Genomic DNA, 23,977 nt, shown 5'->3' with positions numbered 1-23,977 from the left:
TTGGGAAAACTCAATGCCATTCATCTCAAAAAAAGAAGCCTTCTTTCAAATGAAAGATACATGGCTATTCAATGCCAATAGCCTTGATGCTGATTTATTTACTGAGCCTTTTATTGACCTGATTGTGACTTCCCCGCCCTACAATGTGGGTCTTGAATATCGCTCAGTCAAAGATGATGTCCCCTACAGCGATTATCTAGAATTTAGTCGCGCTTGGCTGTCCAACTGTTTTCACTGGACAAAAACGGGCGGGCGGTTTTGCCTTAACATTCCCCTCGATAAAAACAAAGGGGGACAGCGCAGTGTTGGCGCGGATTTGACGGTTTTGGCTCAAGAGGTTGGCTGGAAATATCAGTCCACCATTGTCTGGAATGAGGGTAATATTTCGCGGCGGACGGCTTGGGGATCGTGGATGTCGCCCTCAGCACCCTATGTGATTGCGCCTGTGGAGTTAATTGTGGTGTTGTACAAAGAGGAGTGGCGGCGCAAGTCCGATGAAAAGGCCGATATTACTCGGGAAGAATTTATGGAATGGACAAACGGGCTATGGACATTCAGCGGCGAAAGCAAAAAAAAGATTGGTCACCCTGCACCGTTTCCAAGGGAACTGCCGAGACGATGTATCAAGCTCTTTAGTTTTCCGGGCGATATCGTCTTCGATCCCTTTTGTGGCAGCGGCACAACACTGGTGGAAGCTTTTGCCAACAAACGAAAAGGCGTCGGCGTTGAAATTGATCCTCGATATGCAGAACTGGCAAAGGAGAGACTCCTGAATGAGATTACACTTTTTGATGTGATCAATTTATAGGACTTTTCGAGCTTGACAGGTTCTATTAGCCAAGCTTCTAGGTCAGTCGTGCCACTACATCTATCGCTAGCTAAAGCGAGGTACCCGTTTTTCTAAACTATCGGGGACATCAACGGAGAGGGGGGGATTCGAACCCCCGTTAGGTGTTACCCTAAACTTGATTTCGAGTCAAGCGCATTCAACCACTCTGCCACCTCTCCAAGGATCTCCAATCATAGCAAAGGTGAATGCCAAAGGCACACTTCGCGATTGACTCCGTCACGCTCCCCCTCAAGGCAATTCTGGCGGCAAACCCCTCTACGATAAAAGTATTCAGTTAACTTAAAACAACGACGGCATGGATATTAAACAGGGTTTTGTCGGCACCGTCGGGCAGACGCCGCTGATTCGCCTCAACTACTTTAGTGACCTCACAGGCTGTGAAATTCTCGGTAAGGCAGAGTTCCTCAACCCCGGTGGCTCTGTTAAGGATCGGGCTGCCCTCTACATTATTGAAGATGCTGAAAAAAAGGGCCTTCTCAAACCCGGTGGTACGGTGGTCGAAGGCACAGCAGGCAATACGGGCATTGGCCTAGCCCACATTTGTAATGCCAAAGGCTACAAGTGCCTGATTGTGATTCCCAATACCCAATCTCAAGAAAAAATTGATCTGTTGCGTACCCTAGGTGCCGAGGTGCGCCCCGTTCCCGCTGTGCCCTACAAAGATCCCAATAACTATGTGAAGCTCTCCGGGCGGATTGCTGCTGAGATGGAGAATGCCATCTGGGCAAACCAGTTCGATAACTTGGCCAATCGCCAAGCCCACTACGAAACCACTGGCCCTGAAATTTGGCAGCAGACCGATGGCCGCATTGATGCGTGGGTAGCAGCTACTGGCACGGGAGGCACCTATGCAGGTGTGGCGATGTACCTCAAGGAAAAAAATCCCACCATTCGCACTGTGATTGCTGATCCCATGGGCAGTGCCATCTATAGCTATGCGAAAACGGGCACCCTCAGTAGCAGTGGCAGTTCCATTACCGAAGGCATTGGCAATAGCCGCATTACCGCCAACTTAGCAGGCGCTCCCATTGATGATGCGATTCAAATTGAGGATCAAGAGTGCCTTGAGATCATTTATCAACTGCTGCACTACGATGGCCTCTTTATGGGTGGCTCCGTCGGGATTAATGTGGGGGCAGCGGTACGCCTCGCCAAGGAACTCGGACCCGGTCACACAATTGTTACTGTGTTGTGCGATGGGGGTTCCCGCTATCAATCGCGGCTCTTTAATCCAGAGTGGCTGGCCAGTAAAGGGCTACGGGTGCCAGAGATTAAAAAACGTTAAGCCTTGGGAACAATGTCTAAAATAGAGGGGTCAGAAGGGGGCAAGTAGCCGCTAGGCGTGGGTGTGGACTTTACGCGAAATATTAGCCGTGAAAAAACAACGTTGGTTTCTCCTCTTTGCCAGCTTGGTCTGTGGGGTGGCGATCGCTCTCCATCCTGTGGCTGCACAGGCCCAAAATCTCTGGCAGCGGTTACTGTTGCAGGGGATTCAGGTCATCCAACTATCGAATATCTCGCCCCGCCAAGAGGTGGCCTTGGGGCAACAGATCCATGAGCAGATGCTGCGGCAAGGGATGCGCCTTGTTCGCAATCCCGCTGCGCAAAACTATGTGCATAGCATTGGTGACCGCTTGGTTAATGTCGGCGAACGTCGAGGTGTGCCCTACCAGTTTCACATCATCCAAGACCGCCAAGTGAATGCCTATGCCACAATGGGGGGCTTTGTCTATGTCACTACAGGGCTAATGCTGCGGGCGGAAAACGAGGCGGAACTAGCCAGCGTCATTGCCCACGAAATTGGCCACATTGATCAGCGCCATGTGATTCGTCAACTGCAACAAATGGCGATCGCCCAAGGCTTAATGACGGCTGCGGGCTTGGATCGCGATCGCGGGCTACAAATGGCCATGGAACTTGCCTTTCGACGTCCTCGCAGTCGTGAGCAGGAACTAGAGGCCGATCGCTATGGTTTGGGGCTATTGGCTCGCAGCAACTATGATCCACGGGCGATGGTGACATTTCTGCAGAAATTGCAACGGGAGGGAGGGGCACCGCCAACGATTTTGAGTACCCACCCTGCGCCGCGCGATCGTCAGTTGCTTGCTGAAAACTTAATTCGCTCTGGTTTGAGCAATGACTGTGTGGTTGCCCCCCAACCCCTGTGTGGCACCGATCCGGTGGTCTATCAACAACAACTGCGCTCCTTCTAATCTCACCTAACTAGCCAACAGATTGCGCCAGCGAGCATAGCGCCCCAAGGCCGTCAGCGGAAAGTGCTGCTGGTAGTAGTGGTACTTCAAGTAAAAGTGGCAGGGAAAGCCCGTGCCAGTGAAGTAATCCTCGTGCCATGTGCCATCGGCGCGCTGGGTCTGCAGCAGGTAGGCAATCCCCTTTTCAATGGCTGCTGTGGCGTAGTCTCCTGTGGCATCGCCAGCGGCCAAAAGGCCAATAATGGCCCAAGCAGTTTGGGAAGCGGTGCTATCGCCTTTGCCCTTGAGAGAAGGGTCGTTGTAGCTCCAGCAGGTTTCACCCCAACCACCATCGGCATTTTGACACTGCACCAACCACTCAGCGGCACGGCGAATGCGCCAGCGATCGTAGCGAGGGGCAACAAGGGAGAGGGCTGCCAACACCCCACTCGTGCCATAGAGGTAGTTCACCCCCCAGCGGCCAAACCAACAGCCTGCCGGTTCCTGCTCATGGCGCAAGTAAGCAAGGGCGCGATCGAGGGCACCACTGTCAAAGGCCAACTGACACCGCCCCACCATCTCCAGCACCCGTGCCGTGACATCAGCAGTATTCGGGTCAATCATTGCCTTGAGATCGCCGTAGGGAATGGCATTCAGCCAATCTTGGTCATTGTCCACATCAAAGGCTGCCCAGCCCCCCGGCCGACACTGCATTGAGGCAATCCAAGCGACTGCCCGCTCAATGGCTCGCCGTTTGAGGTTTTCATCAGGCAAGGTCACAGCATGAAGCGCCATCACCACCACCGCTGTATCATCCACATCGGGGTAGAAGCGATTCTCAAATTCAAAGGCCCATCCCCCCGGCTGACCTTTTTTGTTTTTTACGTGCCAGTCCCCATAGTCAAGGATTTGCTTGGACAGCAACCATTCGCCAGCTTTGACCAGGGCGGGATGATCGGGGGCGACGCCTGAATCCACCATGGCGCGCATGACCAAGGCAGTATCCCAAACTGGGGAGACACAGGGCTGGACGCGATACTCGGTGTCGGTTTCAATCGCAAAGCGATCCACTGCTGCCATCCCCCGCTGCACCATGGGGTCATCCACAGCATAGTCAAGGGCACGCAATGCCAATAGGGAGTTGAGCATCGCCGGAATAATGCCGCCCCAGTCGCCACTAGCTTCTTGACGCTCGAGCACCCATTCTTCGGCGGCCTTTAGCCCCTGTTCTCTGAGGGGATTAATGTTCAGGGTTTCAAAGAGCTTAAAAACGTGATCGAGACCAATAAAGACATCACTCCAGTCGCCTTGGCGGGGCAGTTCCCAGATCACATTTGCCCGCCCTTCGGCATAGAGTTCATCGAGGGTAATGGGCGGATCCATGGCATAAACGGGCTTGCGATCCATGACAATCAACAGCGGCACGGTGCTGCTGCGTGCCCAACTAGACATCTCATAAATAGTGAAGGGGCTACCCTCCGGCAGGAGCATGATCCAAGGGGGGAGGGAGGGAATCCCACGCCAGTCGTAGCAGCCAATGAGGGCAAGGTGCAGTTTGGTAAAGATGCGAGTTTTGCTAATGCCACCGCGAGCAAGGATAAATTGCCGTGCCTTCACCAAGGCAGGATCATCGGCGGCCACGCCCAACAGTCGCAGTCCCATGTAAGCCTCAACACTGGTGCTGAGATCGCCGCCATCGCCATAAAATAGCTCCCAACCGCCGTGATCCCGCTGATGGTTGCGCAAATACTGTTCCGCTTTGGCCAAGGGTAGCCGCTGTTCGGTGCCCCAGATTTTGTGGAGCAGGATCACCTCTGCGGTCATGGTCACATTGGACTCTAATTCTGCCCACCAGTAGCCCTCGGCATATTGCTGTGAAAAGAGAAAGTCTTGGCTGGCACGAATCGCCTGTTGGAGTTGCTTTGGGTCAATGGCAGCGGCAATTTGAGTTTGCATGATTCCTCGGCTGTTAGACTCTTGGTTAGTTTAGCGGGGGCGATCGCTCCCTCGCAAGCGGCACAGACTTGGGTTAGGATCAAGGCTATGTCTCTCCGTCAACACCAGCATCCCCTAATTCAGCGGCTCGCCGATCGCATTGAGCAGATTTGGCAAAGCACTTTGCCCTTAGCCCCCTATACCCTGCCTGAGGATCTCGGTTATGTCGAGGGCAAACTGGAAGGGGAGCGGCTAACGATTGAGAACCACTGCTACCAAGCGCCGCCCTTTCGCAAACTTCACCTTGAACTGGCACGGGTGGGGGAGAGTCTGGATATTTTACACTGTGTCATGTTTCCAGAGCCGCGCTACGATCTGCCAATGTTTGGCTGTGACCTCGTGGGTGGCCGAGGGCAAATTAGTGCCGCAATTGTGGATCTCTCGCCGGTGACGGGTGAGTTGCCCGCTGCCTATACATCGGCCTTAAATGCTTTGCCAAAACTCACCTTTAGTCAACCCCGTGAGTTGCCCCCTTGGGGACATATCTTCTCGTCCTTTTGCATTTTTATTCGGCCACAGGGAGACACTGAGGAACAGCAATTTCTCGATCGCATTGGTGAGTACCTCACGCTCCACTGTCAACTTAGCCAGCAAGCTGTGCCCACGGATCAGCCCGAAGCCGTGATTGCCGGCCAACGGCACTACTGCCACCAGCAACAGCAGAACGATAAAACCCGCCGGGTTCTGGAAAAAGCCTTTGGTGCTGCTTGGGCAGAACGCTACATGACCACCGTTCTCTTTGACTTGCCCCCTGCTGCCTAGAACCCCTTAAGGACTCTCTCCCCGATGAACCGCATCAGCCAGTGGATCGGTCAGATTCAGATTAAAGGAATAAGGAAACATTGGAATGTTGAGTCGTCAATTAGGGATCAATACCTTAGAAAACCGTCGAGAATCCCTTAAAAAATTTGCAGTAAAGACCCTGCAGCTGTTTGGTTCAGTGGCACGGGAGGAAGCTGACGCTGAAAGTGATGTTGATTTGTTAGTAGAGTTTGAAAGGCCTGTTGGATTATTTACCTTCATTGAGCTAAAAGAATATTTGGAGAAAATCTTAAGCTGTTCTGTTGATTTGGGCACACCCCAATCTTTACGTTCAAGGCTTAGGGAGGAGGTATTAAAGGAAGCGATTCGTGCCTTCTAGGAAGCTATGAGAACGCCATAGTTTAGCTGTCATTGGATCTGACAATGTGGCGCTGGCAAACCACTGACCTCGGGCGCTTTCTCACCTGCGATCTTTTGCAGGGGTTTCAGCATGGCTTCTTTACTCGCGATTGGCAAGGACAAGACCTCAGCACTCTCACCGCAGCCCTAGGCACGACAGCAACACCGCTACGAACCCAACAGGTGCATGGCGATCGCGTGGCTTTGGCAGCAGAAGTTTTAGCCCGTGATGAACGATTGGCAGCGGATGCCCTTGTGGCCACAGGGTCTGATCAAGCCCTCTGGGTGTGTAGTGCCGATTGTGTGCCGCTACTCATTGCCGATGTGGGCAGTGGACGGGTTGCGGCGATTCATGCGGGGTGGCGGGGGACAGCGATCCAAATCTCTAGGGCCACGCTCCAGCAGATGCAAGCATTCGGCAGTGATCTTGCCAATTTACGGATTGCCATGGGGCCTGCGATTCGCGGTGAGGTCTATCAAGTGGGGCTGAATGTGACCCGTGCCTTGGCGCAGACCATTCTTGAGGGGGTGACGGAAACCACTGACCGCGATGATCTTTACCAGCGTCTCGCTGCCTTAGACCCAGAGATGATCTTTCTTGATCCAGACCCTGAGCGACTTCGGGTGGATGTGGCACGGGTGAATCGCTTGCAATTGCTGCAATTGGGGCTAAGGGACGAGCAAATTGCCCTGTCTCCCCACTGTACGTTTCGCGATGCTGAATGCTTTTTCTCCTATCGCCGTGAACACCTCAAGCAGGTGCAGTGGTCGGGAATTATTAGTCGATTAGTATGATTGGCGTTGCCACGGGAGAATCCATTGCCCGCGCTTGGGGCGATCGCCACTGCCAGCACCCCGACTTTCCTGCCCTAGTCTGTGTTCTTGGCTTTACGGAAACGGCATTGATTCCCGGAATCTCGGCAGCGGGTCAAACCCCCAGCGATCGCCGAACCACAGCCCTAGCGGATGGCGAGTTCCTGCTGCGAGGCATTCAACCCTACTACCGCTATCCGCTGCCACCCCTGACGGCGGGTGCGTCCCCTGCTCTAATTAGTCGTGCCCTCATTGAGGCTTTGGCGTTGCCCCTCTACGTCTTTGATGCGGGTTTACCTTTGCCGCGTCTGCCCGAGATGATTGACTTGGGGGGCGCTCCGGCGCGCTGCCTAACCACGGCTGAAGCGATGACAGCCCAAACTGTAGCGCAGCTCTGGGAACAGGGATGGTCTTGGGGAGCCAAGCTCAGCAGCCAATATCCGTGGCTGATCATTGCTGAATGTGTCGTGGGCGGCACAACCACTGCCCTTGCCCTCTGTGAAAGTTTGGGCATCCCCGCTCGCGATTGTGTAGGCAGTAGTCATCGCCAGAGTAACCATGCCCAAAAGTGGTCACTCGTGCAACAGGGGCTTGCCCATCTCCCTGCTAATGCGGATCCTTTCACTTGTGTAGCAGCGATTGGCGATCCAATGCAGGTGGTGGTGGCGGCTATGGCCCTGCGGGCAAGTCAAACCTGTGGTGTGTTGCTGGCGGGGGGGTCACAAATGATGGCGGTCTATGCCTTTGCGCGAGCGATCGCCCAGTGGCGTCAGCTTCCTTGGTGTCCCGCACAAATCGTGGTGGGCACAACCCGCTGGCTGATTGAAGATCAAACGGCTCAGATTCACCGCTTGGCAGAGCGTGTTCAGTGTCCACTCATTTACACGCAACTTGATTTCAGCGCATCCCGTCATCCTGCCCTGCGTGCCTATGAACAGGGGTTTGTCAAGGAAGGGGTTGGTGCGGGGGGGTGTGCCATTGCTGCCCATCTGCTGGCGGGCTGGAGCAATTCAGACATGGTGCATATTATTGACAGGTTGGGCGATCGCTGGTCTAAAGGGATGTGATCTTCTTTGAGAGCGACTTTCATTGGGGAAAAGGGGGAAGTTACTGGGGATTCAGCCACTCGATACTGCCCGGAAGCTGTCTTAGAATATCGGTTTCGACTAAGATGAGGCGATCGCTCCGCCCTGAGCGACGGTACACAGGATATTTGCCTTGATGTTTTTTTAGGGCCTCTGTAGGTTGGGTCACTTGAACGGCGAGATCGACATTCTTTTGCACAAACGCTATCAGTGCTGTGCGCTGCACCAAAATAAATGAGTTCAACGTTTGAAAGGCAATATAGTCTGAGTGACCGCCAAACAACCAGCCTTGATCACGTACCCCCTGCAATTCTATCCAAGTGTATTGATCTTGGGGCTGCGGGTCTTGGCGTTGAATTTTCTTGACTGCCTTGATGTCCACTTTCAGGGACGCATACCCCTTAATCAACAAACAATCCCAGTGCTCATGAATATCAGCAGCTTCGCTCGCGTGGTGAACTTGGAATCCCTGCTTGCGGGCAAGCTCTAAGAAGGCGTCCTCTGCTTTGAGACCACGTTTGAGATTTTCGCCCTGACCGTCATACTGGTTGGGTTTCATGGCTCACTTTCGGTTCCCTCATCTCCTCTCAGCGGTTCACCCATCGCCAACTGACAGGCCGCAAGACTGGCACTGCTGTACATCTGCTCTAGGGTGGCCATTAACTGCGCCACTTCACTGGGAACCTCATGGGGAAAGGGGGGTAACACGGATAGCACGGCATGGGGTTGACCACTGGGGACAAGCACCACTAACTCTGGGGGTAGGGGCTGGCGATATTGGCAAAAGGGAGCATCGGTTTTCGGTGGCTCATAGAGGGGTGGGGGGGTGGGCACCATAGAGGGGGTAGTCGCCGTTGCCCGATAGTGGCGCAGGCGTTGGAGAATCTCCTCTTTGGTTTTGCCCCGCAACTGAAAGAGTAAAAAGGGGTCTTCGTTGAAGTATTGCCCCAGCAAGTAATAAACCGCGCCAATATGTTTGCAGGGATTGACGGGGTCAGGGCAATTGCAGCGGCTATGGATGTCGAACTTAGTAAAGGGAAATAAACTCAGTCCAGCTTGGGTAAAGACTTCTTCAATACTGGGGGGCAGTTCTCCCGCTAGGAGCTTCGCGGCATAGAAGGCTTTTTGTGCCATGCCGTCAATGGCATATTGCCACTGCTCTTCACTAAAGGCATCCAAATGCAGTTTGACGTGATAGGGTTCGGGAGCCGTGCCTTGAACTTGGGCATGGACTTGGTTGCCCTTGAATTCCAAGGTGAGCACCCGTCCTTCACGGACATAATTGCGTGCCCGCTCTAGGCGTCGGCGCCAGCCAAAGGACTCTAGCACACCAATCCAGCGTTCACTCCACCAATGTTGACGCCCTTGAGCACTGTCGCGATCGCCCGCTGCTACCTCAACGACGGGTTCAGAGGCTACCGTTGTCGCTGTAACATCAAGGGTGGTGGGAGATGACTGCTGCTTTTGCTTTTGTTTCAGACTGGCCGCTTTGCGGGTAATTTTGAGAATCTGGGGCTGTTTCATGGGGCATATCCCACGGCTATTCTTTCTATCATAGGCGGCTGGCCTAGAGGATGAGGTCAATTTCCCAGGCCGTAATATCCCACGTTTGCAAAATATACTTGCCCTGATGCTGCCGAATCAGCCAAAGGTGGCGATCGCCCGTAAAGCCGAGGCCACAAATCTCCTGCTCACTTTCAGCCGTGCCGACAATTTCGCCGCTGTGGGTCACTAAGTTCAAACGATGGCGACCCGCCACCACATAGCCCCAGGGCGTAGCACAGAGAAATTGGGGACGAAACCGCAGCCCCAAGCGTTGAATCCGCCAAGGCCGCAAATGGAGGAGCATCAATAGAGGTTGCTGCGGATGATCTTCAAACGCTGCTAGTTGCCATGGCTGGTGATGGGCAGGGGTGAACAACGTCAGGTGGGCAGGCAGTTGGGTGTATAGCCGCCAGTGTCCGCGGCGGTCAAAGAGTTGAAAATGGGTGGTGGCATGCTCCGTCTCAGGATGTTGGGAACGACTGATGACCAAGCCATAACGACGATTGAGGAGGAGTGTATCCACAAAAGCTCGTCCCTGCCATCCACAGCGGAGAGTGCGCTGTCCTTGACCATTGAGCAGTTGGACATGAAGTGTTAATTCTCCTGCATCATCAATCTGCGTTTCTGCACACCAATAACCAGTGGCGTCAATGGCTAATCGGTTCAGAGTGGAGCGAAGATGACACTCTAGGGGAATGATCCCGTCATGGATACAGAAAAGCTGCGGTGGCTGCCCTTGGATGCCCAGCCAAGCCCTCAATTCACCGCCATAGAGTTGAATCGGCAACGGTGGCAGCGGCCATTGGCCAATCACTTCAGGGTGAGATTCCTTGGCTTGCCAGGCCCACAGGCGATCGCCCACCACCCCATAGAACCTTGTGGCCGTACTAGCAACCTGTTGGGGCGGTATCGCTAAAGAATAGCCTTGGGGTTCCCCCAGCCAAACCGCCGCCGGTGACCTAGAGAACAACAACAGCTGCTCATGACGCTCTGCCTCGATCACCTCTAGGGCTAATTGCACCGCCATCGTCATTTCCGCTGCACTTTTATAGCGGCGCTGCGGTAATTTATCCAACGCTTTAGTAATAGTGCTCCGCACCAGAAAGGGCAAGCCTTCAGGAAGGGTATAGGGACGGCTAAGGTGGGCAGTCATGAGTTCAGCAGGTGTGCCGTGGAAGGGGCGATCGCCAACGATCATCTCGTACATGAGAATCCCCACTGCATAGAGATCCGAAGCGGGCATCGTCTGACCATAGAAACGCTCCGGCGCCATATAGGCAGGAGATCCCGTTTGACCGCTGCCCTTGACATCCTCAATGAGGCGTGCGACACCAAAATCGGACACCTTTGCCTGCCAGCCCGTAGCAGTCACCTCCAGCAGGATATTTTCCGGTTTGAGATCGCAGTGGAGAATGCCGCGATGATGGGCGTAGGTCAAAGCTGCCAGCACATCCAGCGTAAGGCGCAAAGCGGTGGTCAGGGGTAAGGCCTGTTCTTGCTCTAGGAGCGATCGCAAGGTCCCCCCGGCACAATAATCCATTACCAAACTGCGGCTTACTTGGGAGCTATGGTGCACGCGAATATAGTCAATCGCCTGACAACCCACCACATGGGGATGCTGAAGCGTCAGGAGAAAATTCAACTCCCGCAAAAAGCCACGGGTCAGCAATTGCCGCTCGCTGAGCACCTTAATTGCCACCAGTTCACCCGACTCGCGATTGACCGCCAGATAAACTTGTCCGTACTGGCCTTGACCGGCTAGATCCACCAGCCGGTAACGGGAGGTTTGGGCAGCACGAGCCGTGGCCAACAAGGAGCCTCAACCATCAACGAAAAACATTTCTCAGAATGATTCGCAATTTTGCCCCTGTCAATGCAGGGTCAGCAGCAAAATGAATTGTCCCCTAGGAGAAGAGGATTTCTAAGGGTACCTCTTTATTGTCCTGTTCAATACTCCCCACTTCATGGATACGCTTGGCCAGATCCCGTGCCCGCTGATAACTGCTAATGTCCCCTTGTTCAAAGAAGAGCTTCGCCGCTGTGCGCAAATCCTCTACTGCTCCCTTGCGATCGCCCAAAGTTGAGCGCGCTACACCGCGATTGTGATAGGCCTTGGCATAGCTATCGTTAATTCGAATCGCTTCTGTGTAATCGAGAATTGCTGCTTCGGCATCCCCTAGACGCTGATGGGTCAGACCGCGATTGTAGTAGGCCTTGGCATGGCTGGGATCCACTTGGATCACTTGGGTATTTTTCTCGATTTCCCGCAAGCAATCCAGCACTTCCTCAATTTGTTTTTGCTCGGTGTCAAGAATGCGGGTGTAGTCGTGGAGATCCCGTGCCCCTTGGTTGAGTTGCATGACCTGTTTCTGCACATCCTCAAGGCGATCGCATACCTGACTCAGGGCCAAGGTAAGGCCGCCGACCTCTGACTGCTGCTGCCCTTGGGACGCCACCAATTCAGCAATTTTGGCCTCCTGTTGCTGCACAAAGGCTTGGAACTGGGCATCCAATTTTTTACGGCTCACTAAGTTTAAGCCCACCGCCAATGAGAGGGGCAAAGGAGCGATCGCTGTCAAAATGGCCTGTTGGGTCGCAGCCGCCGCCACCGACAACACAACCGTTAGCCCTGTTGCGCCCCATTCTAGGGGTGCTAGCCCCCTGCCCGATGGCGTGTCATGGGAATTCAAACTACGGTCTTCCATAAATGGTGCCTCCCTGAGGATGAAAATGAAGTGGTTGGTTAGGCATCCGACGTATTGGCGAGATATTGCCCCACCTGCACTTGGGTATCTTTCAGCTGGGTAATCATCGTGCGGGTAATGAGCTTGCCCGCTTCCACCAAGACGCGGCCATCGAGGGGGTGCAAAATATCCTGCTCAGCCCGCCGCCCAATCAAAGACTCAATATCTTCAACCGCGCTGACATACATCCCTGAGGGTAGCTCCACCACTACCCCCGGCCCCAGTACCCGTGCCTGACAGGCCAAGCGAGAGGTGGCATTTGCCGTTGTAATCACTTCAAGGGTGCGTTGCTCACGCTTACTGATCGGGGAGAGGCTCTCCATCCCCTCTTTGATATAGACATGGCAGGTGGCACACATCCCGCGCCCGCCACACTCCTTGAGCACGTGGAGTTCAGAGTCCAATAGAGCAGACAGCAAATTGTCATTGGTATTAATCGTGGTTTCCCGCGAGATGGGTTCAAGTTTGACAACTTTGGCCACTGCTCTTTTCTCCTTTTAATGACGCATCGAGAGTTACTTTAGGATCATACTCAAGCGGCTTGAGTGCGACATAGCCGCTCCATAATCGTGTCATGATCCTGTCCCTCTTGCAGCCAAGCCTTAGCCGGTTCGACCCGCTCCCGCAAGCCCAAGACAAAGAGGTTATTGGTTGCCCCTAGGGTTTCACAGGCAGTTTGCACACAGTGGAGATCGCGACCGGTCAATTGGCTAAAGAAGGACTCTAAAATCCCCGCCTCGGCAGCGCATTGGGGCTGACCCGTATTTTTGGGAGCCGCCGCCGCAAAGGGGGAGTCCCACGTTTTCACCACCAAAAAGCCCTGCTGGTAGAAGCTCACATCGAGATCAATCGTGCCCCAACCGTGGGTCTTCCAGCATTCCTTGAGACACTGGAGAAACTCCACCATTTCCATTTCCGCAAGGGGACGGCGATAGTACTCGCTGACCTCCTCGACAAATCGGCGATAAAAGTTCTTGCCCCACCAGCGACCACAGTTAAAGAGAACCACCCCACTGGCCTGTCCCACTTCCTGATCGAGGCCGGCATAGATGGCTTGGAGCAAAATATCGGGTAGGGCAATCAGACGGGCACCTTTGCGGTTTTCAATCAGACCTGTTTCAAAATCCCCCTGTACATAAGCATCGGCAGCGTAGTAATTGCCGAGGATGATGGGGTCTTTGACCAAATCAGCAACGGAGATCATAGGGCATCCTCATTCGTAGGCATAACAAGCACTTTCAGCAGACTTCCAACCCTAACCTAGGCGTGGACAGAGACCACCGCTGGCAGACCCACAAGGGTCGCTTGGGCGTGATCCAACAGCGGCAAAATCAAGTCCTGCTCAGCCTCGGTGAGCATTTCCTTGAGGCGGGCACTGAGAAGCTCGTGGCAACTGCTCCATAGGGTTTGGGTTTGGTGGGCGTTGACCACTTTCGTGAGCCACTCGAGGAGCCGATGCTGCAAAAACTCGGGGTTATTCAGGAGCATGGCCATGGCGGCATAGCGCAGTAGGGCGATCGCTTGACGCAACACTTGCTCAAGGGTTTGGGGATTTTCGGTGGGGTATTTCTTTTGCAGAGTGTCGGCTACAGGCTGGAAGATTTCAATTTCATGATCCCGCAGAAATTCATAGGTACTCAACCGCTGTTGCAGAGACTCGATGTGGTGGCGGAAGACTTTGATGTCCACATTGCTGAGGTAGTTTTCTTCGGCTTTGTAGTAGAGATTCATTAACTCCGTGTGCATAGGGATCTCCTAAAACAGGTTTGATAAGTCTGAGAGGGTGACTTCGGGTTCCATGGGGGCAGGGGGCGGGGGTTCCACTTTCCTCACTTGGGCAATCACGGGTTGGCCTGCCCAAGGAATACTGGCACAGAAGTCTTTGACCGACAGGCGCCAGAGGCACAGACTTGGCTCGAGGGAGATGGCTTGATCCGGACGGCCTTCCCAGTTGAGTTGGCGGAAGAAGGTTTCTACCGACCATGCAGCCCAAGGGAGGGTAGGGGCAGCAACGGGGGGAGCCGCCATTTCCTCCTCTAGGGGGGGTGAGATCGCAGGCAAGATGACCTCAATCCCTTCCCAGTTCATGTGACCAAAGAAGTCCTTGACGCGGTAGCTGGGCCATTCTGTGGGACTCGTGGGAGCGATCGCCCCTTTGACCTCAAGCCCCAGCCAATTGACCCGCTGCCAAAATTCTCCTACTTTCAGGGATTGCCAGTTGAGAACCAAGGTTTCTGCGATCGGCTGCTGGTGCACCAAGCCCAGCCAGTTCAGTTCCTCAAAGAATTCAGCAACGGCTTGCTGTTGCCAATTACCGTTTCGGTTTTTCATAGACCAGTTCTCCACTGCGGAGCCGTTTTTCAATATCTTTGGCGGAGGCTCCTTCGTTTTGCCAGAAGGCAGCGGCATCAATGCGATCTTGCTTGCCGAGCAGGAACTTGCAGTAGGTTTCTCCCATAGCGTAGCACTGGATTTCAATACAACTGAGTTCTTTTTGAATCAGGCCGCTAAAGAAACCGGCAAAGAGGCCTGCGTAGAGGTGGCACACGGGTCGGCCAACATCCCCCAAGGTACGCGCCACAACCGAATCAAAGATGTTGATAAACATGAAGCCGTGTTTTTGCTCACTGAGATCCACTTCCCAGTTACCCCAGCCTTGGGTTGTGTAGGGCCACCACCAAGCTTCGAGGACATAGGGAAGCCGCATTTGCTTGATCCCCTGCTCATAGCCATATTCGGTCGGGAACCATTTGGCAAAGAACTCGGCATCGCGGCGTCCCCATTCTTCACCAATTTTGTACATGACGACGCTGGAGGCAGGGCCAACTTCCTCTTCAAGGCCTTCAATGAGGCCAATGACGAAGTCTTCGGTGACGAGGAGGTTGCGGGCATTGTTCCAATCGGTGTAGGTACCGCGATCGCTATCGAATTCAAAGAAGTCCCAAAAGGCATAGTGATGGTGGCGTTTCGGGTATTTTTTGCGCAGGAGATGGTTAACACCATAGCGATCGCCAGTGGCGGCTTGGGGTCGGGAACTGGTCATGGTCATAGGGTGACTCCATCAAATAGCGTCAAGAATATTGACAAAGACAATTGGGAACTCAAGTCAAAAAAGCATAGAAGCCATCATTCAGCAAAAAGCAATTCGATGAGAAACACATCATGGTTCAACACAAAACAACGAATTCCACCCTCCCCTGCCTCAGCATTACTGCTGCTTAAATCATGACCGATCTATCTTTTCGGGGACAGGTGTTCTTAATTGAATTTAGTAATCCTGTTACCACCCTTAATGTTTAATCTAGGGGGTTCATTTTGATGCTTTCCTCCGTAGGAATACGGATTTAGAGGAGTTGAATGTGCCTTAAAATGTGAAATCTTATGAAGACAGACACGCAGGCACTGACGTTTCAACAAAAAATTTATTGGTTAGTGAAGCAAATCCCCGTAGGACGTGTGGCCACCTATGGCCAAATTGCCGCCCTGTGTGGTTGGCCGCGTCATGCACGCTATGTGGGCTATGCCCTTTATCAAGTGGCACCGAATTCTGACATTCCATGGCATCGGGTGGTTAATGCCCAAGGCAAAATCTCCTACGCGCCCCAACGCCAAGGGACGGATGAGTTACAGCGCTGGCGCCTAGAGGCAGAGGGGATTATTTTTGAGGCGGGCGATCGCATTAACTTGAGGCGCTACCAGTGGCAACCGTCGGTTATAGTTGATGAGCTGTTGATCGCCACAGAAACCTCAGCGGTAGGGTAAGTCTCCTTGCAGTTTCGCTCACTATAAACCCGGTATCATAGTCCTTAGTGCCGCTGCACCTGTGAGTTTGCTATGACGGTTGCCTATTTTGACTGCCCTGCTGGGGTGGCAGGGGATATGTGTCTGGGTGCCCTCCTTGATCTGGGGGTTCCCCTCGACTACCTCCAAAGCGAATTGGCAAAGCTCGGGATTGCCGATGAGTTTGAGTTGACCACAGAAACGGTGCAGCGCAAGGGACAGCGGGGATTAAAAGCACAGGTGCATCGGCGCGATCGCCACTCCCATCACCATCGCCATTGGCCAGACATTGCAGAGCAAATCCGTGCCGCCCACCTCAGCGATCGCGCCCGTGACTGGAGCCTCAAGGTTTTTGAAGCCTTGGCCATTGCTGAGGGCGCCGTGCATGGCATTGAGCCAGAAAAAGTACATTTCCATGAAGTGGGAGCGGTAGATGCCCTCGTGGATATTGTCGGCACCTGCTTGGGGTTGGATTACCTCGATGTTAGTCACATTTACTGCTCGGCGCTACCCACTGGGGGCGGAACGGTCAAAGCGGCTCATGGTCAACTACCAGTCCCTGTTCCTGCGGTCTTACAACTGTGCCAAACCTACCAAGTGCCCCTCTATAGCAACGGCATTGCAAAAGAACTGGTCACGCCTACGGGAGCTGCCTTGGTTTGTGCCCTGAGTGAGGGCTTTGGGGCACCGCCAGCGATGACATTGAAACGGGTGGGCTTAGGCGCTGGGAGTCAAGAGTTGCCCCTACCGAATCTCTTGCGTCTCTGGTTGGGAACCCTGTCGAACTCAGCAGAAACAACTACGGCAAAAACCATTGTCGAACTGCAAACCCAACTGGATGACATGACACCCCAAGCCCTCAGCTATACTCTTGAACAACTTTATGCTGCTGGTGCGATTGAGGTCTTTTACCAACCCATTACGATGAAAAAGTCACGCTTGGGGGTGTTGCTCACGGTGTTGTGTCCCCCCAGTGCAGAGGCCGCCTGTGTCCAGACCCTCTTTCGCGAAACAACGACGCTGGGGCTGCGGCGGCAGGTACAGGAGCGCTATATCCTTGAACGCCAAATCAAAACCATCACAACATCATTTGGTGAAGTACGGGTGAAAGTAGCCGAACACCAAGGACAGCGGCTCAATGTCCAGCCCGAATACGAAGACTGTGCCGCCCTTGCCCGTCAGCATCAGCAACCTTGGCAGGTGGTCTATCAAGAGGCCTTGGCCGTGGCGCTGCCACTGTGGCCCCTAGGCTAGCTTGGGTTTAATAAAGACAATGGCCTGTTTCCAAATAATGGTGGGTTGATCGTAGTGATCGACAACGCAGAGGCAATTCATATCCTGCCAGCGCACCTTACCAACCACGAGATCACTGGTGCTGAGCTTGACTTCAACCTCGGTGCTATCTTTAATGAAGGTCTGCAACTGGCGAATGCTGGGCAGTGCCGTATTGAATTCGTCGGTCATTGGTTTCCCCTCTCGTACCTTTTTAATTCTATGAGCCTATCTTTTCAGAAGTACCAAGGGTTAGGAAACGACTTCCTCCTCATTGACAACCGCCATCAGGAAGAGCTGCTCTTAACCCCAGAACAAGCGCAACACTGGTGCGATCGCCACTTTGGCGTGGGCGCCGATGGCGTCATTTTTTTGCTGACAGGCACGGGGGATACCGACTACCGCATGCGGATGTACAATGCCGATGGCTCAGTGGCCGAAATGTGCGGTAATGGCATTCGCTGTTTGGCCAAGTTTATTTTTGCCCTTGAGGGTCGCTCCGCCGGCGAAATCGTGCGCTACCGCATTGACACCCTTGCCGGTCTCATTGTGCCAGAGGTACAAGCGGATGGTCAGGTAACGGTGGATATGGGCAAACCCCAACTCTTGGCGCAGCAGATTCCCACCACCTTGGCAGCCGCAGATCAAAAGGTGATTGATGTGCCCCTAATGGTGGGCGATCGCCCGTGGTTGGTGACGTGTGTGAGTATGGGAAATCCCCACTGTGTCACGTTTGTCGAGGATGTTGCTGCGGTTGATCTGGCAACCCTTGGCCCACAGTTTGAACATCACCCCGTTTTTCCCCAGCGTACCAATACTGAGTTTGTCCAAGTCCTAGGGAGCGATCGCCTGCGGATGCGCGTCTGGGAACGGGGAGCGGGCATGACCCTTGCCTGTGGAACGGGAGCCTGTGCCACTCTCGTCGCTGCCGTCTTGACCCATCGCCTGAGTCCTGTGGGCGATCAAGCCCAAGCCACGGTTGAACTGCCGGGGGGAGATCTCCATATTCGCTGGGATTTGCCTAGCCAACATTTGTATATGACCGGGCCTGCCCTCGCAGTCTTTAGCGGTACCTTGCCTTAGGTGAGTTATGACCCGTCGGCGACAACTGTGGTATTACCCTCTTTTTCAGATTCCCCTCATTCTTTTCATAGGCTGTGTCCTGCTGGCGCTGCTCTTCTCACTGTTGAATTGGGGACGCCCTAGTGTCGCCGTTGTCCTCTCCCTTGATCTCAGCGGCAGTACGTTTGGCAATAATCCGTTGCAATTTAATCAACCCCAAACTGTAATGGCGCAGCAGGTGCTCGCTGCCAAGCTCTACTTGCAACGCAACCAACGGGAACTCACCAACCCCAACGAAGTCATGATCCACGGCTTTGGCCGCAATGTGGTGTTTCTGACGCCGCGGTTTGAGACCAATAGTGATCTGCTCCTCACCCAATTGGATCAAGCCCTTAATCGCAGTGACTTGCTTGCCCAAGTGGATCCCAGTGCCACCAATCTTTCGGGGGCGATCGCCATGGCCACCCAACAACTGCAACAGATCTCGAATCGCTGCCGCCAACTGCTCCTCATTACCGATGGGGAAGCCCCAGTAGATGCAGGCGTGGTGGCCAATGCCCGCCAACAACGAGTCAAAATCAACGCCATTGTTGTCGGTGATCATGCTCCGCAACTGGCCGCCGCTACCCAAGTCACAGGTGGGCAATACCGCTCTGCCCCCGTCGCCATTCTCGAAGAACTGGTGGGTCAAACCTTTTTTGAGGGCTTCAATAGCAACGCCCGCTGGCCAATCTTTTGGGGCGGAATGGCCGTCATTTGTTTTATGTGGCTCTTGGTCTTGCCCTTGGATCGCTGGGTGTTGCAGGGATGGTTGCATCTGCCGATGAATCTGGCGGGTCAAATTGCCTTGCTCAATGCCTTTTTCTGGACGGTGGCAATTCCCATCATTCTCTGGCGATTTCCGGGCTGGCCCTTTGTACAGACCTGTTGAGGAGCAAGGATGAAGCGTCGCTGGTGGTTCTTGGTGTGCATGGTTGCCCTAGGATTGATGCTGGGCGGTACCCAAGGGAATTGGGAGTCCTTGGCAGGCACCGCAAACCTGACGCGCCAGAATATCCAACTGCCAGCAGCAGTGCATTATCCGTTGCCCCCCTCCCTAGCTGAGATTCCTAGGAAAGGTGAGGACTATTTTGATGAAGTCCAAGCGGTGGAAGTGGGCTATCTACTGTGGACAGAGTTCCCGGTCACCGTTGCCATTGAACCGCCGCCGTGGGATCCGAACCATGTGTGGCAAGCAGCGGCAGAACAGGCCGTAAAGGAGTGGTCCGCCTATTTGCCCCTAAAAATTGTGGATGCCAGCCTGGCGGCGAATATTCGCTTGCTCTCGCAGCGACCCACGGATCAAAATAACCGCCGCGCCCGCTTTGCTGAAACCAGCTACGAACTCTTTGTGGATAGCCAAGGGGTGCTGCGTCATCGCTGCCGTGTCGTGGTGCGTCCGACTCAAGCTGCCAAGTTTGTCCTTGCAGCGCTGCGCCACGAACTGGGTCATGCCCTCGGCATTTGGGGACATAGCCCCCTACCCACTGATGCCCTCTATTTTGCCCAAGTGGCGGATCCGCCCCCCATTTCACAGCGGGATGTGAATACCCTGCGGCGGGTCTATGAGCAGCCGACACGGTTGGGACAGCGGCTAGCGGAGTTGACCCCCCATGGATGACTTGATCCTTTGGGGCATCCTATCGACGCTGACGGCGCTGGGGCTATGGCTAGAGCAGCGTTTTCCCTGGGCAGCACGCTTGGGGTCTGCGCTGATTGTTTTGATTCTGGCTGCCATTTGTGCAAATTTGGGTCTTATTCCCCAACAATCGCCGGTCTATGACACGATCTACGGCACCATCACCTCCTTGGCGATCGTCTGGCTACTACTGCTGGTGAATTTACAGGATGTGCGGCGCTTGGGGCGATCGGCGCTGTTGGCCTTTGGCCTGGCCAGTTGTGGAACCTTGGTGGGCGCTCTCCTTGCAGGTGTGCTGTTCCATCGTTGGTTTTTGGGGGATACCCCCCGCTTGGCGGGCAGTTTGGCGGCTAGTTATATTGGCGGCAGCATTAACTTCGTGGGGGTTGGGCGTGCCCTCAACCTTTCGGATTTGCTCTTTAGTGCGGCCACGACGGCGGATAACCTGCTCACGGCAGTTTGGCTGGCGATAACCCTTACTCTACCCTCGCTATTAGCCCGTTTTTATCCTTCACGGGATGCAGAGGCAACTGTTAGAGTGATGCCGCTACCGACGACCTCAGCGATCGCTCCTGTGGATTTGGCCATTCTCCTCAGCTTGGCCATAGCTATCTTGGTCTTGTCAACGGCGCTGCATCAGTTTTGGCCGCTAATTCCCACTGTTGTCTGGCTCACCACCCTCAGCTTGGCGCTGGCGCAATTCAAATGGATGCGCTACCTGCGGGGCACGGGCGCTTTGGGAATGTTTGGCCTGAATCTTTTTTTTACGGTGATTGGTGCCGGTACCCATGTGCCCTCGCTCATTCCGGTGGGACTGGAAATGATTCTCTTTACTACCATGATTGTGTTTACCCACGGTCTTGTCACCTTCGGCCTTGGGGCACTCCTGAAGTTGGATGTGGAACTGCTTGCCCTTGCCTCCCAGGCAGCTGTTGGCGGACCAACCACAGCCGTTGCCCAAGCCACGGGTCGGCATCAACCCCAGTTAATGGGGGTCGGGATTACCTTGGGACTGCTTGGCTATGCGATCGCCAGCTATTTGGGACTGGCGCTTGCCCAAGTTCTTGGCTGGATGGGTTTAGGGTAAACTAACCAGAACAAATAAACTCAATTCCAAGCGGGTCAAAAGGGCTTGCAGTTGTTGCCGTGCCACCCTTGGTTCAATGGGTTCTAGGGTGAGGGGGTCGAGGGGAGCCAAGCGTTGATAGCGATCGCACAGCTCTGGAAAGGGAAGGGGCTGATCAAACAAGGGCAGCAGTGTTGCCAATCCCAGCGGATCCACATAGACCGACGTGGGACTAGAAAAGGACATAAATGTGCCCAAGTCTACAATCATGCGGTCATTGAGATACCCTAGCCATTTTTCCTTGATTGCCTCAGTGCGCAGTTGCGGATGGAGATAAATCGTACTTTGATCCCACTGCTCCTCAGACCATTCCCCTAAGTCGGGTACCGCGGCACGGGGTTGCGGACTACACCAAAAATCCAAGAGGCGATGCACGGGATGCAAAAGTTCATACATCTCCAATTGCACTGCCTGGGGCACATCGGGCAAGCTCAGCGCTAAAAAGGTGGGCAGGTTCTCTGGGTCTTTGAAGAGATCCACCAGATTCCAGTGGCGCCAGTTAACCATGGAAATGAATTCCAGACCCGCTGCTTCTAGGTATTGAAAGAGTTGGGGAATCGTGCTGCCCTTATCGCCCACCAGTAAATGATTCGCCAAGAGGGTCTCATTACTCTCCTCCTTCTCATAGTGCGGGTTCCAAGCGCGAACCTTCAGATCGACACCATCCTTGAGTTCTTTCATGATCTCGCGGACAATGTCCATTTCCATTTCTTCGGGGTTGTCGTCCATCAAGCCCATCAGCTTAAAGAGGTTTTGGGCACGAAAGTAGGGGAAGCGTTGCAGCGCACTGTGGAGATTGGCGCGCAAGATACCATCGGGCTTAAGGACACTTTTGAGGGCATTGAGGCCTGCGACGGGGTCAGGCAGCAGATACAACACCTCATCGCAATTGATGTAGTCAAACTGCTCGCCCCAACTGGGTAAATCCAAAATGGAGCGCGCCTCAAAGTAAACGTTGTCAAAGTGATGGAACTTGAGTCGCTCTGCCGCTAACTTCACAGACTCAGGGGACAGGTCAATACCGACAATTTCCGCGCCGGGGTTGGCGATCGCCAGCACTAAGGACTTATAGCCAGTGCCACACCCGGCATCGAGAATCCGCTTGCCCTTGGTCTCTGGCACCCAATGATCCCGCACATAAAAGGCGGTCACCAAATCGTGGACAAAGAGAACATTCGGCTCATCCTTGGGAGTTTTGTCAATGGCAACACGGGGATAGGGGCCATAGTCAAACTGGCGGCGAATTTTCTCTAGATCATCCGTAGCAGCCATCTATTTCTCCCAAGTGGTTCGTTTCTCTGTCAAATTAATCCTACAGAATGATGGCGCTGGAGATAATTGCGCAGAAAGTTTTAACGCCCTCTGGGGAATTGACGATCGCTCGGTAGGGGTAGCAGGAGACCAGCCATAAACCGCAGCACCAGACGTTTGAAGGGGGCAACAGTTCGCAACAGCCACAAGCCCCAGCGGCGCACCCCCACCAAAGGCCACCACGCATTGGAAAAAAGCCGATTGAGTAGGTCGGTAAATCCAAGGGTTAGGGCATTTTGCCACCAGCGTTGACGGTGAAATTGGATCAAGGACGGGCGATCGCCCAGTCTGTCACAAGGTGTAGCAAGAATTTGTTGCGCTAGTGCCCACACATCCCGCAGGCCTAAATTTAGCCCTTGCCCTCCCACTGGATGACAGCGATGGGCGGCATCGCCAATAACCACAAAGCGATCGGCCACATAGGAATTCACTTGCATTAATTGGGTTGGAAAGACAAAGCGATCGCTCACCCCCCTAATCTGCGCCATCTGCGGGTCAAGATAGGGCTGAAGTTTCGCTAGAAAGGCGCGATCGTCGAGGGCAGCAACGGCTTGTGCCTCTGGGTGGGGCAGTGTCCAAACCACTCGATAGCGATTCCCCGCTAGGGGGAGCACCCCCATGGGGCCTGTTGGCCAAAAGCGTTCATAGGCGATCACGGGTTGGGGATGGGCAACATCGAGGGTAGCAACCACACAGGAGTGACCATACTGCCATCCCTTGGGTTCAATGCCCATCTGCTGCCGCAGGGGAGACTTGCCACCATCTGCTGCCACCACTAAACGCGCTGCCAAATGCGCCACTTGGGGTTCTGAGGAGTGGTCAGAGATGAGGGTGAGGTGGGCGCGATCGCCCTTCACTTCATTGGCCACCACCCGCCACGGACAATAGAACGTCACATTGCCAACAGACTGTAGAACGCTCTGAAGGGTCTCGGCGATCGCTGCATGTTCACCGACATAGCCAATGGCCGCTGTGCCCAAATCCTCAGGATAAAAGCGAACGGTCAAGGGGCAATGGCCATCGGAGAGTTGCACCACCTCAAAGGGCTGCACATGGGGCATCAGCTGATCCCACACCCCTATCCCCTCAAAGAAGTAGCGGGACACTTGGTGCAGAGCATAGGCTTGGCCTTTGGTGTTTTCCCGCGCGTAGGGTGTTGCTTCGATGAGAGCGATCGCTAGACCACTGTTTCGCAGCGCACAGGCCAAACTCAGACCCACAATCCCCGCACCGACAATCGCCACATCCACGGCGGGCAATTCTTGGCCAGAAGCGACCAGCGATTGTTCTGCGGGGGCAAAAGCCGATGTCATCACCATTTTGATTCGGGCACAAAAAACACTTGCTCCCTCATTCTAAGGAA

General features: G+C 54.1%; 26 protein-coding genes and 1 tRNA gene. 13 read left to right on the top strand and 14 right to left on the bottom strand.

The features are described from left to right. The first annotated feature begins 13 nt into the window (after positions 1-13). A complete protein-coding gene (locus RHH27_RS09165; RefSeq protein WP_206199892.1) occupies positions 14-808 on the top strand; it encodes a site-specific DNA-methyltransferase in 795 nt (264 codons plus the stop codon). A 113-nt stretch (positions 809-921) separates the two neighbouring features. Here RHH27_RS09165 and RHH27_RS09160 read toward each other — a convergent pair. Then, positions 922-1,008: transfer RNA gene (locus tag RHH27_RS09160), tRNA-Ser, on the bottom strand. A 137-nt stretch (positions 1,009-1,145) separates the two neighbouring features. On the opposite strand from RHH27_RS09160, the gene RHH27_RS09155 reads away from it, so the two are divergent. Both RHH27_RS09155 and RHH27_RS09150 read left to right on the top strand, forming a co-directional pair. Then, a complete protein-coding gene (locus tag RHH27_RS09155) occupies positions 1,146-2,135 on the top strand; it encodes a cysteine synthase A (RefSeq protein ID WP_302678111.1) in 990 nt (329 codons plus the stop codon). 88 nt (positions 2,136-2,223) lie between these two features. Continuing rightward, positions 2,224-3,063 carry a M48 family metallopeptidase gene (locus RHH27_RS09150; protein ID WP_302678110.1) on the top strand — a complete coding sequence of 280 codons (840 nt, stop codon included), beginning with the start codon at positions 2,224-2,226 and terminating at the stop codon, positions 3,061-3,063. 6 nt (positions 3,064-3,069) lie between these two features. On the opposite strand, the gene shc is transcribed toward RHH27_RS09150, so the two are convergent. Beyond that, a complete protein-coding gene (shc, locus tag RHH27_RS09145) occupies positions 3,070-4,998 on the bottom strand; it encodes a squalene--hopene cyclase (RefSeq protein ID WP_302678109.1) in 1,929 nt (642 codons plus the stop codon). A gap of 87 nt (positions 4,999-5,085) precedes the next feature. On the opposite strand from shc, the gene RHH27_RS09140 reads away from it, so the two are divergent. The 4 genes from RHH27_RS09140 (at position 5,086) to cobT (ending at position 8,078) form a co-directional block, all read left to right on the top strand. Beyond that, positions 5,086-5,799: a phycocyanobilin:ferredoxin oxidoreductase gene (locus tag RHH27_RS09140; RefSeq protein WP_302678108.1), complete on the top strand. Its 714-nt coding sequence runs from the start codon at positions 5,086-5,088 to the stop codon at positions 5,797-5,799. Between the two features lie 85 nt (positions 5,800-5,884). Then, on the top strand, positions 5,885-6,178 hold the full coding sequence (locus tag RHH27_RS09135) for a nucleotidyltransferase family protein (protein WP_302678107.1): 294 nt from the start codon (positions 5,885-5,887) through the stop codon (positions 6,176-6,178). A 44-nt stretch (positions 6,179-6,222) separates the two neighbouring features. Next, positions 6,223-6,993 carry a peptidoglycan editing factor PgeF gene (gene pgeF / locus RHH27_RS09130; RefSeq protein ID WP_302676071.1) on the top strand — a complete coding sequence of 257 codons (771 nt, stop codon included), beginning with the start codon at positions 6,223-6,225 and terminating at the stop codon, positions 6,991-6,993. After that, the gene (gene cobT / locus RHH27_RS09125; RefSeq protein WP_206199885.1) at positions 6,990-8,078 is read left to right on the top strand and encodes a nicotinate mononucleotide-dependent phosphoribosyltransferase CobT; all 1,089 of its coding nucleotides are present in this window, start codon (positions 6,990-6,992) and stop codon (positions 8,076-8,078) included. Before pgeF ends, cobT begins: the two co-directional genes overlap by 4 nt. 40 nt (positions 8,079-8,118) lie before the next feature. Here cobT and RHH27_RS09120 read toward each other — a convergent pair whose 3' ends face one another. The 9 genes from RHH27_RS09120 to RHH27_RS09080 form a co-directional block, all read right to left on the bottom strand. Next, complete coding sequence (locus RHH27_RS09120; protein ID WP_302678106.1) at positions 8,119-8,655, bottom strand: hypothetical protein; 537 nt, start codon at positions 8,653-8,655, stop codon at positions 8,119-8,121. After that, positions 8,652-9,620, bottom strand: a complete 969-nt coding sequence (locus RHH27_RS09115) for a metal-binding protein (protein ID WP_302678105.1) — start codon at positions 9,618-9,620, stop codon at positions 8,652-8,654. The genes RHH27_RS09120 and RHH27_RS09115 overlap by 4 nt, the downstream gene beginning before the upstream one ends. 43 nt (positions 9,621-9,663) lie before the next feature. After that, the gene (locus tag RHH27_RS09110; RefSeq protein WP_302678104.1) at positions 9,664-11,451 is read right to left on the bottom strand and encodes a serine/threonine-protein kinase; all 1,788 of its coding nucleotides are present in this window, start codon (positions 11,449-11,451) and stop codon (positions 9,664-9,666) included. Between the two features lie 94 nt (positions 11,452-11,545). Further along, positions 11,546-12,346 carry a tetratricopeptide repeat protein gene (locus RHH27_RS09105; protein WP_206199882.1) on the bottom strand — a complete coding sequence of 267 codons (801 nt, stop codon included), beginning with the start codon at positions 12,344-12,346 and terminating at the stop codon, positions 11,546-11,548. A gap of 38 nt (positions 12,347-12,384) precedes the next feature. After that, on the bottom strand, positions 12,385-12,867 hold the full coding sequence (locus RHH27_RS09100) for a 2Fe-2S iron-sulfur cluster-binding protein (protein WP_206199881.1): 483 nt from the start codon (positions 12,865-12,867) through the stop codon (positions 12,385-12,387). A 50-nt stretch (positions 12,868-12,917) separates the two neighbouring features. Next, positions 12,918-13,589 carry a V4R domain-containing protein gene (locus tag RHH27_RS09095; protein ID WP_206199880.1) on the bottom strand — a complete coding sequence of 224 codons (672 nt, stop codon included), beginning with the start codon at positions 13,587-13,589 and terminating at the stop codon, positions 12,918-12,920. 56 nt (positions 13,590-13,645) lie between these two features. Further along, entirely contained in the window at positions 13,646-14,131 is a 486-nt protein-coding gene (locus tag RHH27_RS09090; RefSeq protein WP_206199879.1) for a phycobilisome protein, read from the bottom strand. Positions 14,132-14,140: 9 nt separating this feature from the next. After that, positions 14,141-14,716, bottom strand: coding sequence for a hypothetical protein (locus tag RHH27_RS09085; protein ID WP_302678103.1), 576 nt, complete (start codon positions 14,714-14,716; stop codon positions 14,141-14,143). Next, positions 14,697-15,434, bottom strand: coding sequence for a V4R domain-containing protein (locus RHH27_RS09080; RefSeq protein WP_206199877.1), 738 nt, complete (start codon positions 15,432-15,434; stop codon positions 14,697-14,699). Before RHH27_RS09080 ends, RHH27_RS09085 begins: the two co-directional genes overlap by 20 nt. 332 nt (positions 15,435-15,766) lie before the next feature. Here RHH27_RS09080 and RHH27_RS09075 point away from each other — a divergent pair, with 332 nt between their 5' ends. Together RHH27_RS09075 and larC are read left to right on the top strand one after the other, a co-directional pair. Then, positions 15,767-16,147, top strand: a complete 381-nt coding sequence (locus tag RHH27_RS09075) for an MGMT family protein (RefSeq protein WP_149818723.1) — start codon at positions 15,767-15,769, stop codon at positions 16,145-16,147. Positions 16,148-16,219: 72 nt separating this feature from the next. Then, positions 16,220-17,419, top strand: coding sequence for a nickel pincer cofactor biosynthesis protein LarC (gene larC / locus RHH27_RS09070; protein ID WP_302678102.1), 1,200 nt, complete (start codon positions 16,220-16,222; stop codon positions 17,417-17,419). On the opposite strand, the gene RHH27_RS09065 is transcribed toward larC, so the two are convergent. Continuing rightward, positions 17,411-17,629: an Hfq-related RNA-binding protein gene (locus RHH27_RS09065; RefSeq protein WP_149818719.1), complete on the bottom strand. Its 219-nt coding sequence runs from the start codon at positions 17,627-17,629 to the stop codon at positions 17,411-17,413. The two genes, larC and RHH27_RS09065, sit on opposite strands and share 9 nt — an antisense overlap. 30 nt (positions 17,630-17,659) lie before the next feature. Between RHH27_RS09065 and dapF the strand changes: the two genes are divergently transcribed. From dapF to RHH27_RS09045, 4 genes are read left to right on the top strand one after another with little or no spacing between them, the layout of a single operon-like run. Then, positions 17,660-18,520 carry a diaminopimelate epimerase gene (gene dapF / locus RHH27_RS09060; RefSeq protein ID WP_206199874.1) on the top strand — a complete coding sequence of 287 codons (861 nt, stop codon included), beginning with the start codon at positions 17,660-17,662 and terminating at the stop codon, positions 18,518-18,520. A gap of 7 nt (positions 18,521-18,527) precedes the next feature. Then, positions 18,528-19,430: a VWA domain-containing protein gene (locus tag RHH27_RS09055; RefSeq protein WP_149818715.1), complete on the top strand. Its 903-nt coding sequence runs from the start codon at positions 18,528-18,530 to the stop codon at positions 19,428-19,430. Between the two features lie 9 nt (positions 19,431-19,439). After that, positions 19,440-20,159 (top strand): peptidase, encoded by a 720-nt coding sequence (locus tag RHH27_RS09050; RefSeq protein ID WP_206199872.1) that lies wholly within the window; start codon positions 19,440-19,442, stop codon positions 20,157-20,159. Continuing rightward, positions 20,152-21,264: a DUF819 domain-containing protein gene (locus RHH27_RS09045; protein ID WP_302678101.1), complete on the top strand. Its 1,113-nt coding sequence runs from the start codon at positions 20,152-20,154 to the stop codon at positions 21,262-21,264. The genes RHH27_RS09050 and RHH27_RS09045 overlap by 8 nt, the downstream gene beginning before the upstream one ends. Here the strand turns inward: RHH27_RS09045 and RHH27_RS09040 are convergent. Then, entirely contained in the window at positions 21,256-22,575 is a 1,320-nt protein-coding gene (locus RHH27_RS09040; RefSeq protein ID WP_206199870.1) for a class I SAM-dependent methyltransferase, read from the bottom strand. The genes RHH27_RS09045 and RHH27_RS09040 overlap by 9 nt on opposite strands. An 80-nt stretch (positions 22,576-22,655) precedes the next feature. After that, on the bottom strand, positions 22,656-23,927 hold the full coding sequence (locus RHH27_RS09035; RefSeq protein ID WP_310742728.1) for an FAD-dependent hydroxylase: 1,272 nt from the start codon (positions 23,925-23,927) through the stop codon (positions 22,656-22,658). Positions 23,928-23,977: the final 50 nt, after the last annotated feature.

It is taken from the genome of Thermosynechococcus sp. PP555, assembly GCF_031583225.1.
Lineage (GTDB): Bacteria > Cyanobacteriota > Cyanobacteriia > Thermosynechococcales > Thermosynechococcaceae > Thermosynechococcus.
Note: the sequence above shows the minus strand (reverse complement) of the source record. Positions and strands in the feature narration are given on the sequence as shown.

Coding starts and splice junctions, on each gene's coding strand:
- RHH27_RS09165 (WP_206199892.1), top strand. CDS start 14: ATGCCATTCATCTCAAAAAAAGAAGCCTTCTTTCAAATGAAAGATACA.
- RHH27_RS09155 (WP_302678111.1), top strand. CDS start 1,146: ATGGATATTAAACAGGGTTTTGTCGGCACCGTCGGGCAGACGCCGCTG.
- shc (WP_302678109.1), bottom strand. CDS start 4,998: ATGCAAACTCAAATTGCCGCTGCCATTGACCCAAAGCAACTCCAACAG.
- RHH27_RS09140 (WP_302678108.1), top strand. CDS start 5,086: ATGTCTCTCCGTCAACACCAGCATCCCCTAATTCAGCGGCTCGCCGAT.
- RHH27_RS09135 (WP_302678107.1), top strand. CDS start 5,885: ATGTTGAGTCGTCAATTAGGGATCAATACCTTAGAAAACCGTCGAGAA.
- pgeF (WP_302676071.1), top strand. CDS start 6,223: ATGTGGCGCTGGCAAACCACTGACCTCGGGCGCTTTCTCACCTGCGAT.
- cobT (WP_206199885.1), top strand. CDS start 6,990: ATGATTGGCGTTGCCACGGGAGAATCCATTGCCCGCGCTTGGGGCGAT.
- RHH27_RS09120 (WP_302678106.1), bottom strand. CDS start 8,655: ATGAAACCCAACCAGTATGACGGTCAGGGCGAAAATCTCAAACGTGGT.
- RHH27_RS09115 (WP_302678105.1), bottom strand. CDS start 9,620: ATGAAACAGCCCCAGATTCTCAAAATTACCCGCAAAGCGGCCAGTCTG.
- RHH27_RS09105 (WP_206199882.1), bottom strand. CDS start 12,346: ATGGAAGACCGTAGTTTGAATTCCCATGACACGCCATCGGGCAGGGGG.
- RHH27_RS09095 (WP_206199880.1), bottom strand. CDS start 13,589: ATGATCTCCGTTGCTGATTTGGTCAAAGACCCCATCATCCTCGGCAAT.
- RHH27_RS09090 (WP_206199879.1), bottom strand. CDS start 14,131: ATGCACACGGAGTTAATGAATCTCTACTACAAAGCCGAAGAAAACTAC.
- RHH27_RS09085 (WP_302678103.1), bottom strand. CDS start 14,716: ATGAAAAACCGAAACGGTAATTGGCAACAGCAAGCCGTTGCTGAATTC.
- RHH27_RS09080 (WP_206199877.1), bottom strand. CDS start 15,434: ATGACCATGACCAGTTCCCGACCCCAAGCCGCCACTGGCGATCGCTAT.
- RHH27_RS09075 (WP_149818723.1), top strand. CDS start 15,767: ATGAAGACAGACACGCAGGCACTGACGTTTCAACAAAAAATTTATTGG.
- larC (WP_302678102.1), top strand. CDS start 16,220: ATGACGGTTGCCTATTTTGACTGCCCTGCTGGGGTGGCAGGGGATATG.
- RHH27_RS09065 (WP_149818719.1), bottom strand. CDS start 17,629: ATGACCGACGAATTCAATACGGCACTGCCCAGCATTCGCCAGTTGCAG.
- dapF (WP_206199874.1), top strand. CDS start 17,660: ATGAGCCTATCTTTTCAGAAGTACCAAGGGTTAGGAAACGACTTCCTC.
- RHH27_RS09055 (WP_149818715.1), top strand. CDS start 18,528: ATGACCCGTCGGCGACAACTGTGGTATTACCCTCTTTTTCAGATTCCC.
- RHH27_RS09050 (WP_206199872.1), top strand. CDS start 19,440: ATGAAGCGTCGCTGGTGGTTCTTGGTGTGCATGGTTGCCCTAGGATTG.
- RHH27_RS09045 (WP_302678101.1), top strand. CDS start 20,152: ATGGATGACTTGATCCTTTGGGGCATCCTATCGACGCTGACGGCGCTG.
- RHH27_RS09040 (WP_206199870.1), bottom strand. CDS start 22,575: ATGGCTGCTACGGATGATCTAGAGAAAATTCGCCGCCAGTTTGACTAT.
- RHH27_RS09035 (WP_310742728.1), bottom strand. CDS start 23,927: ATGACATCGGCTTTTGCCCCCGCAGAACAATCGCTGGTCGCTTCTGGC.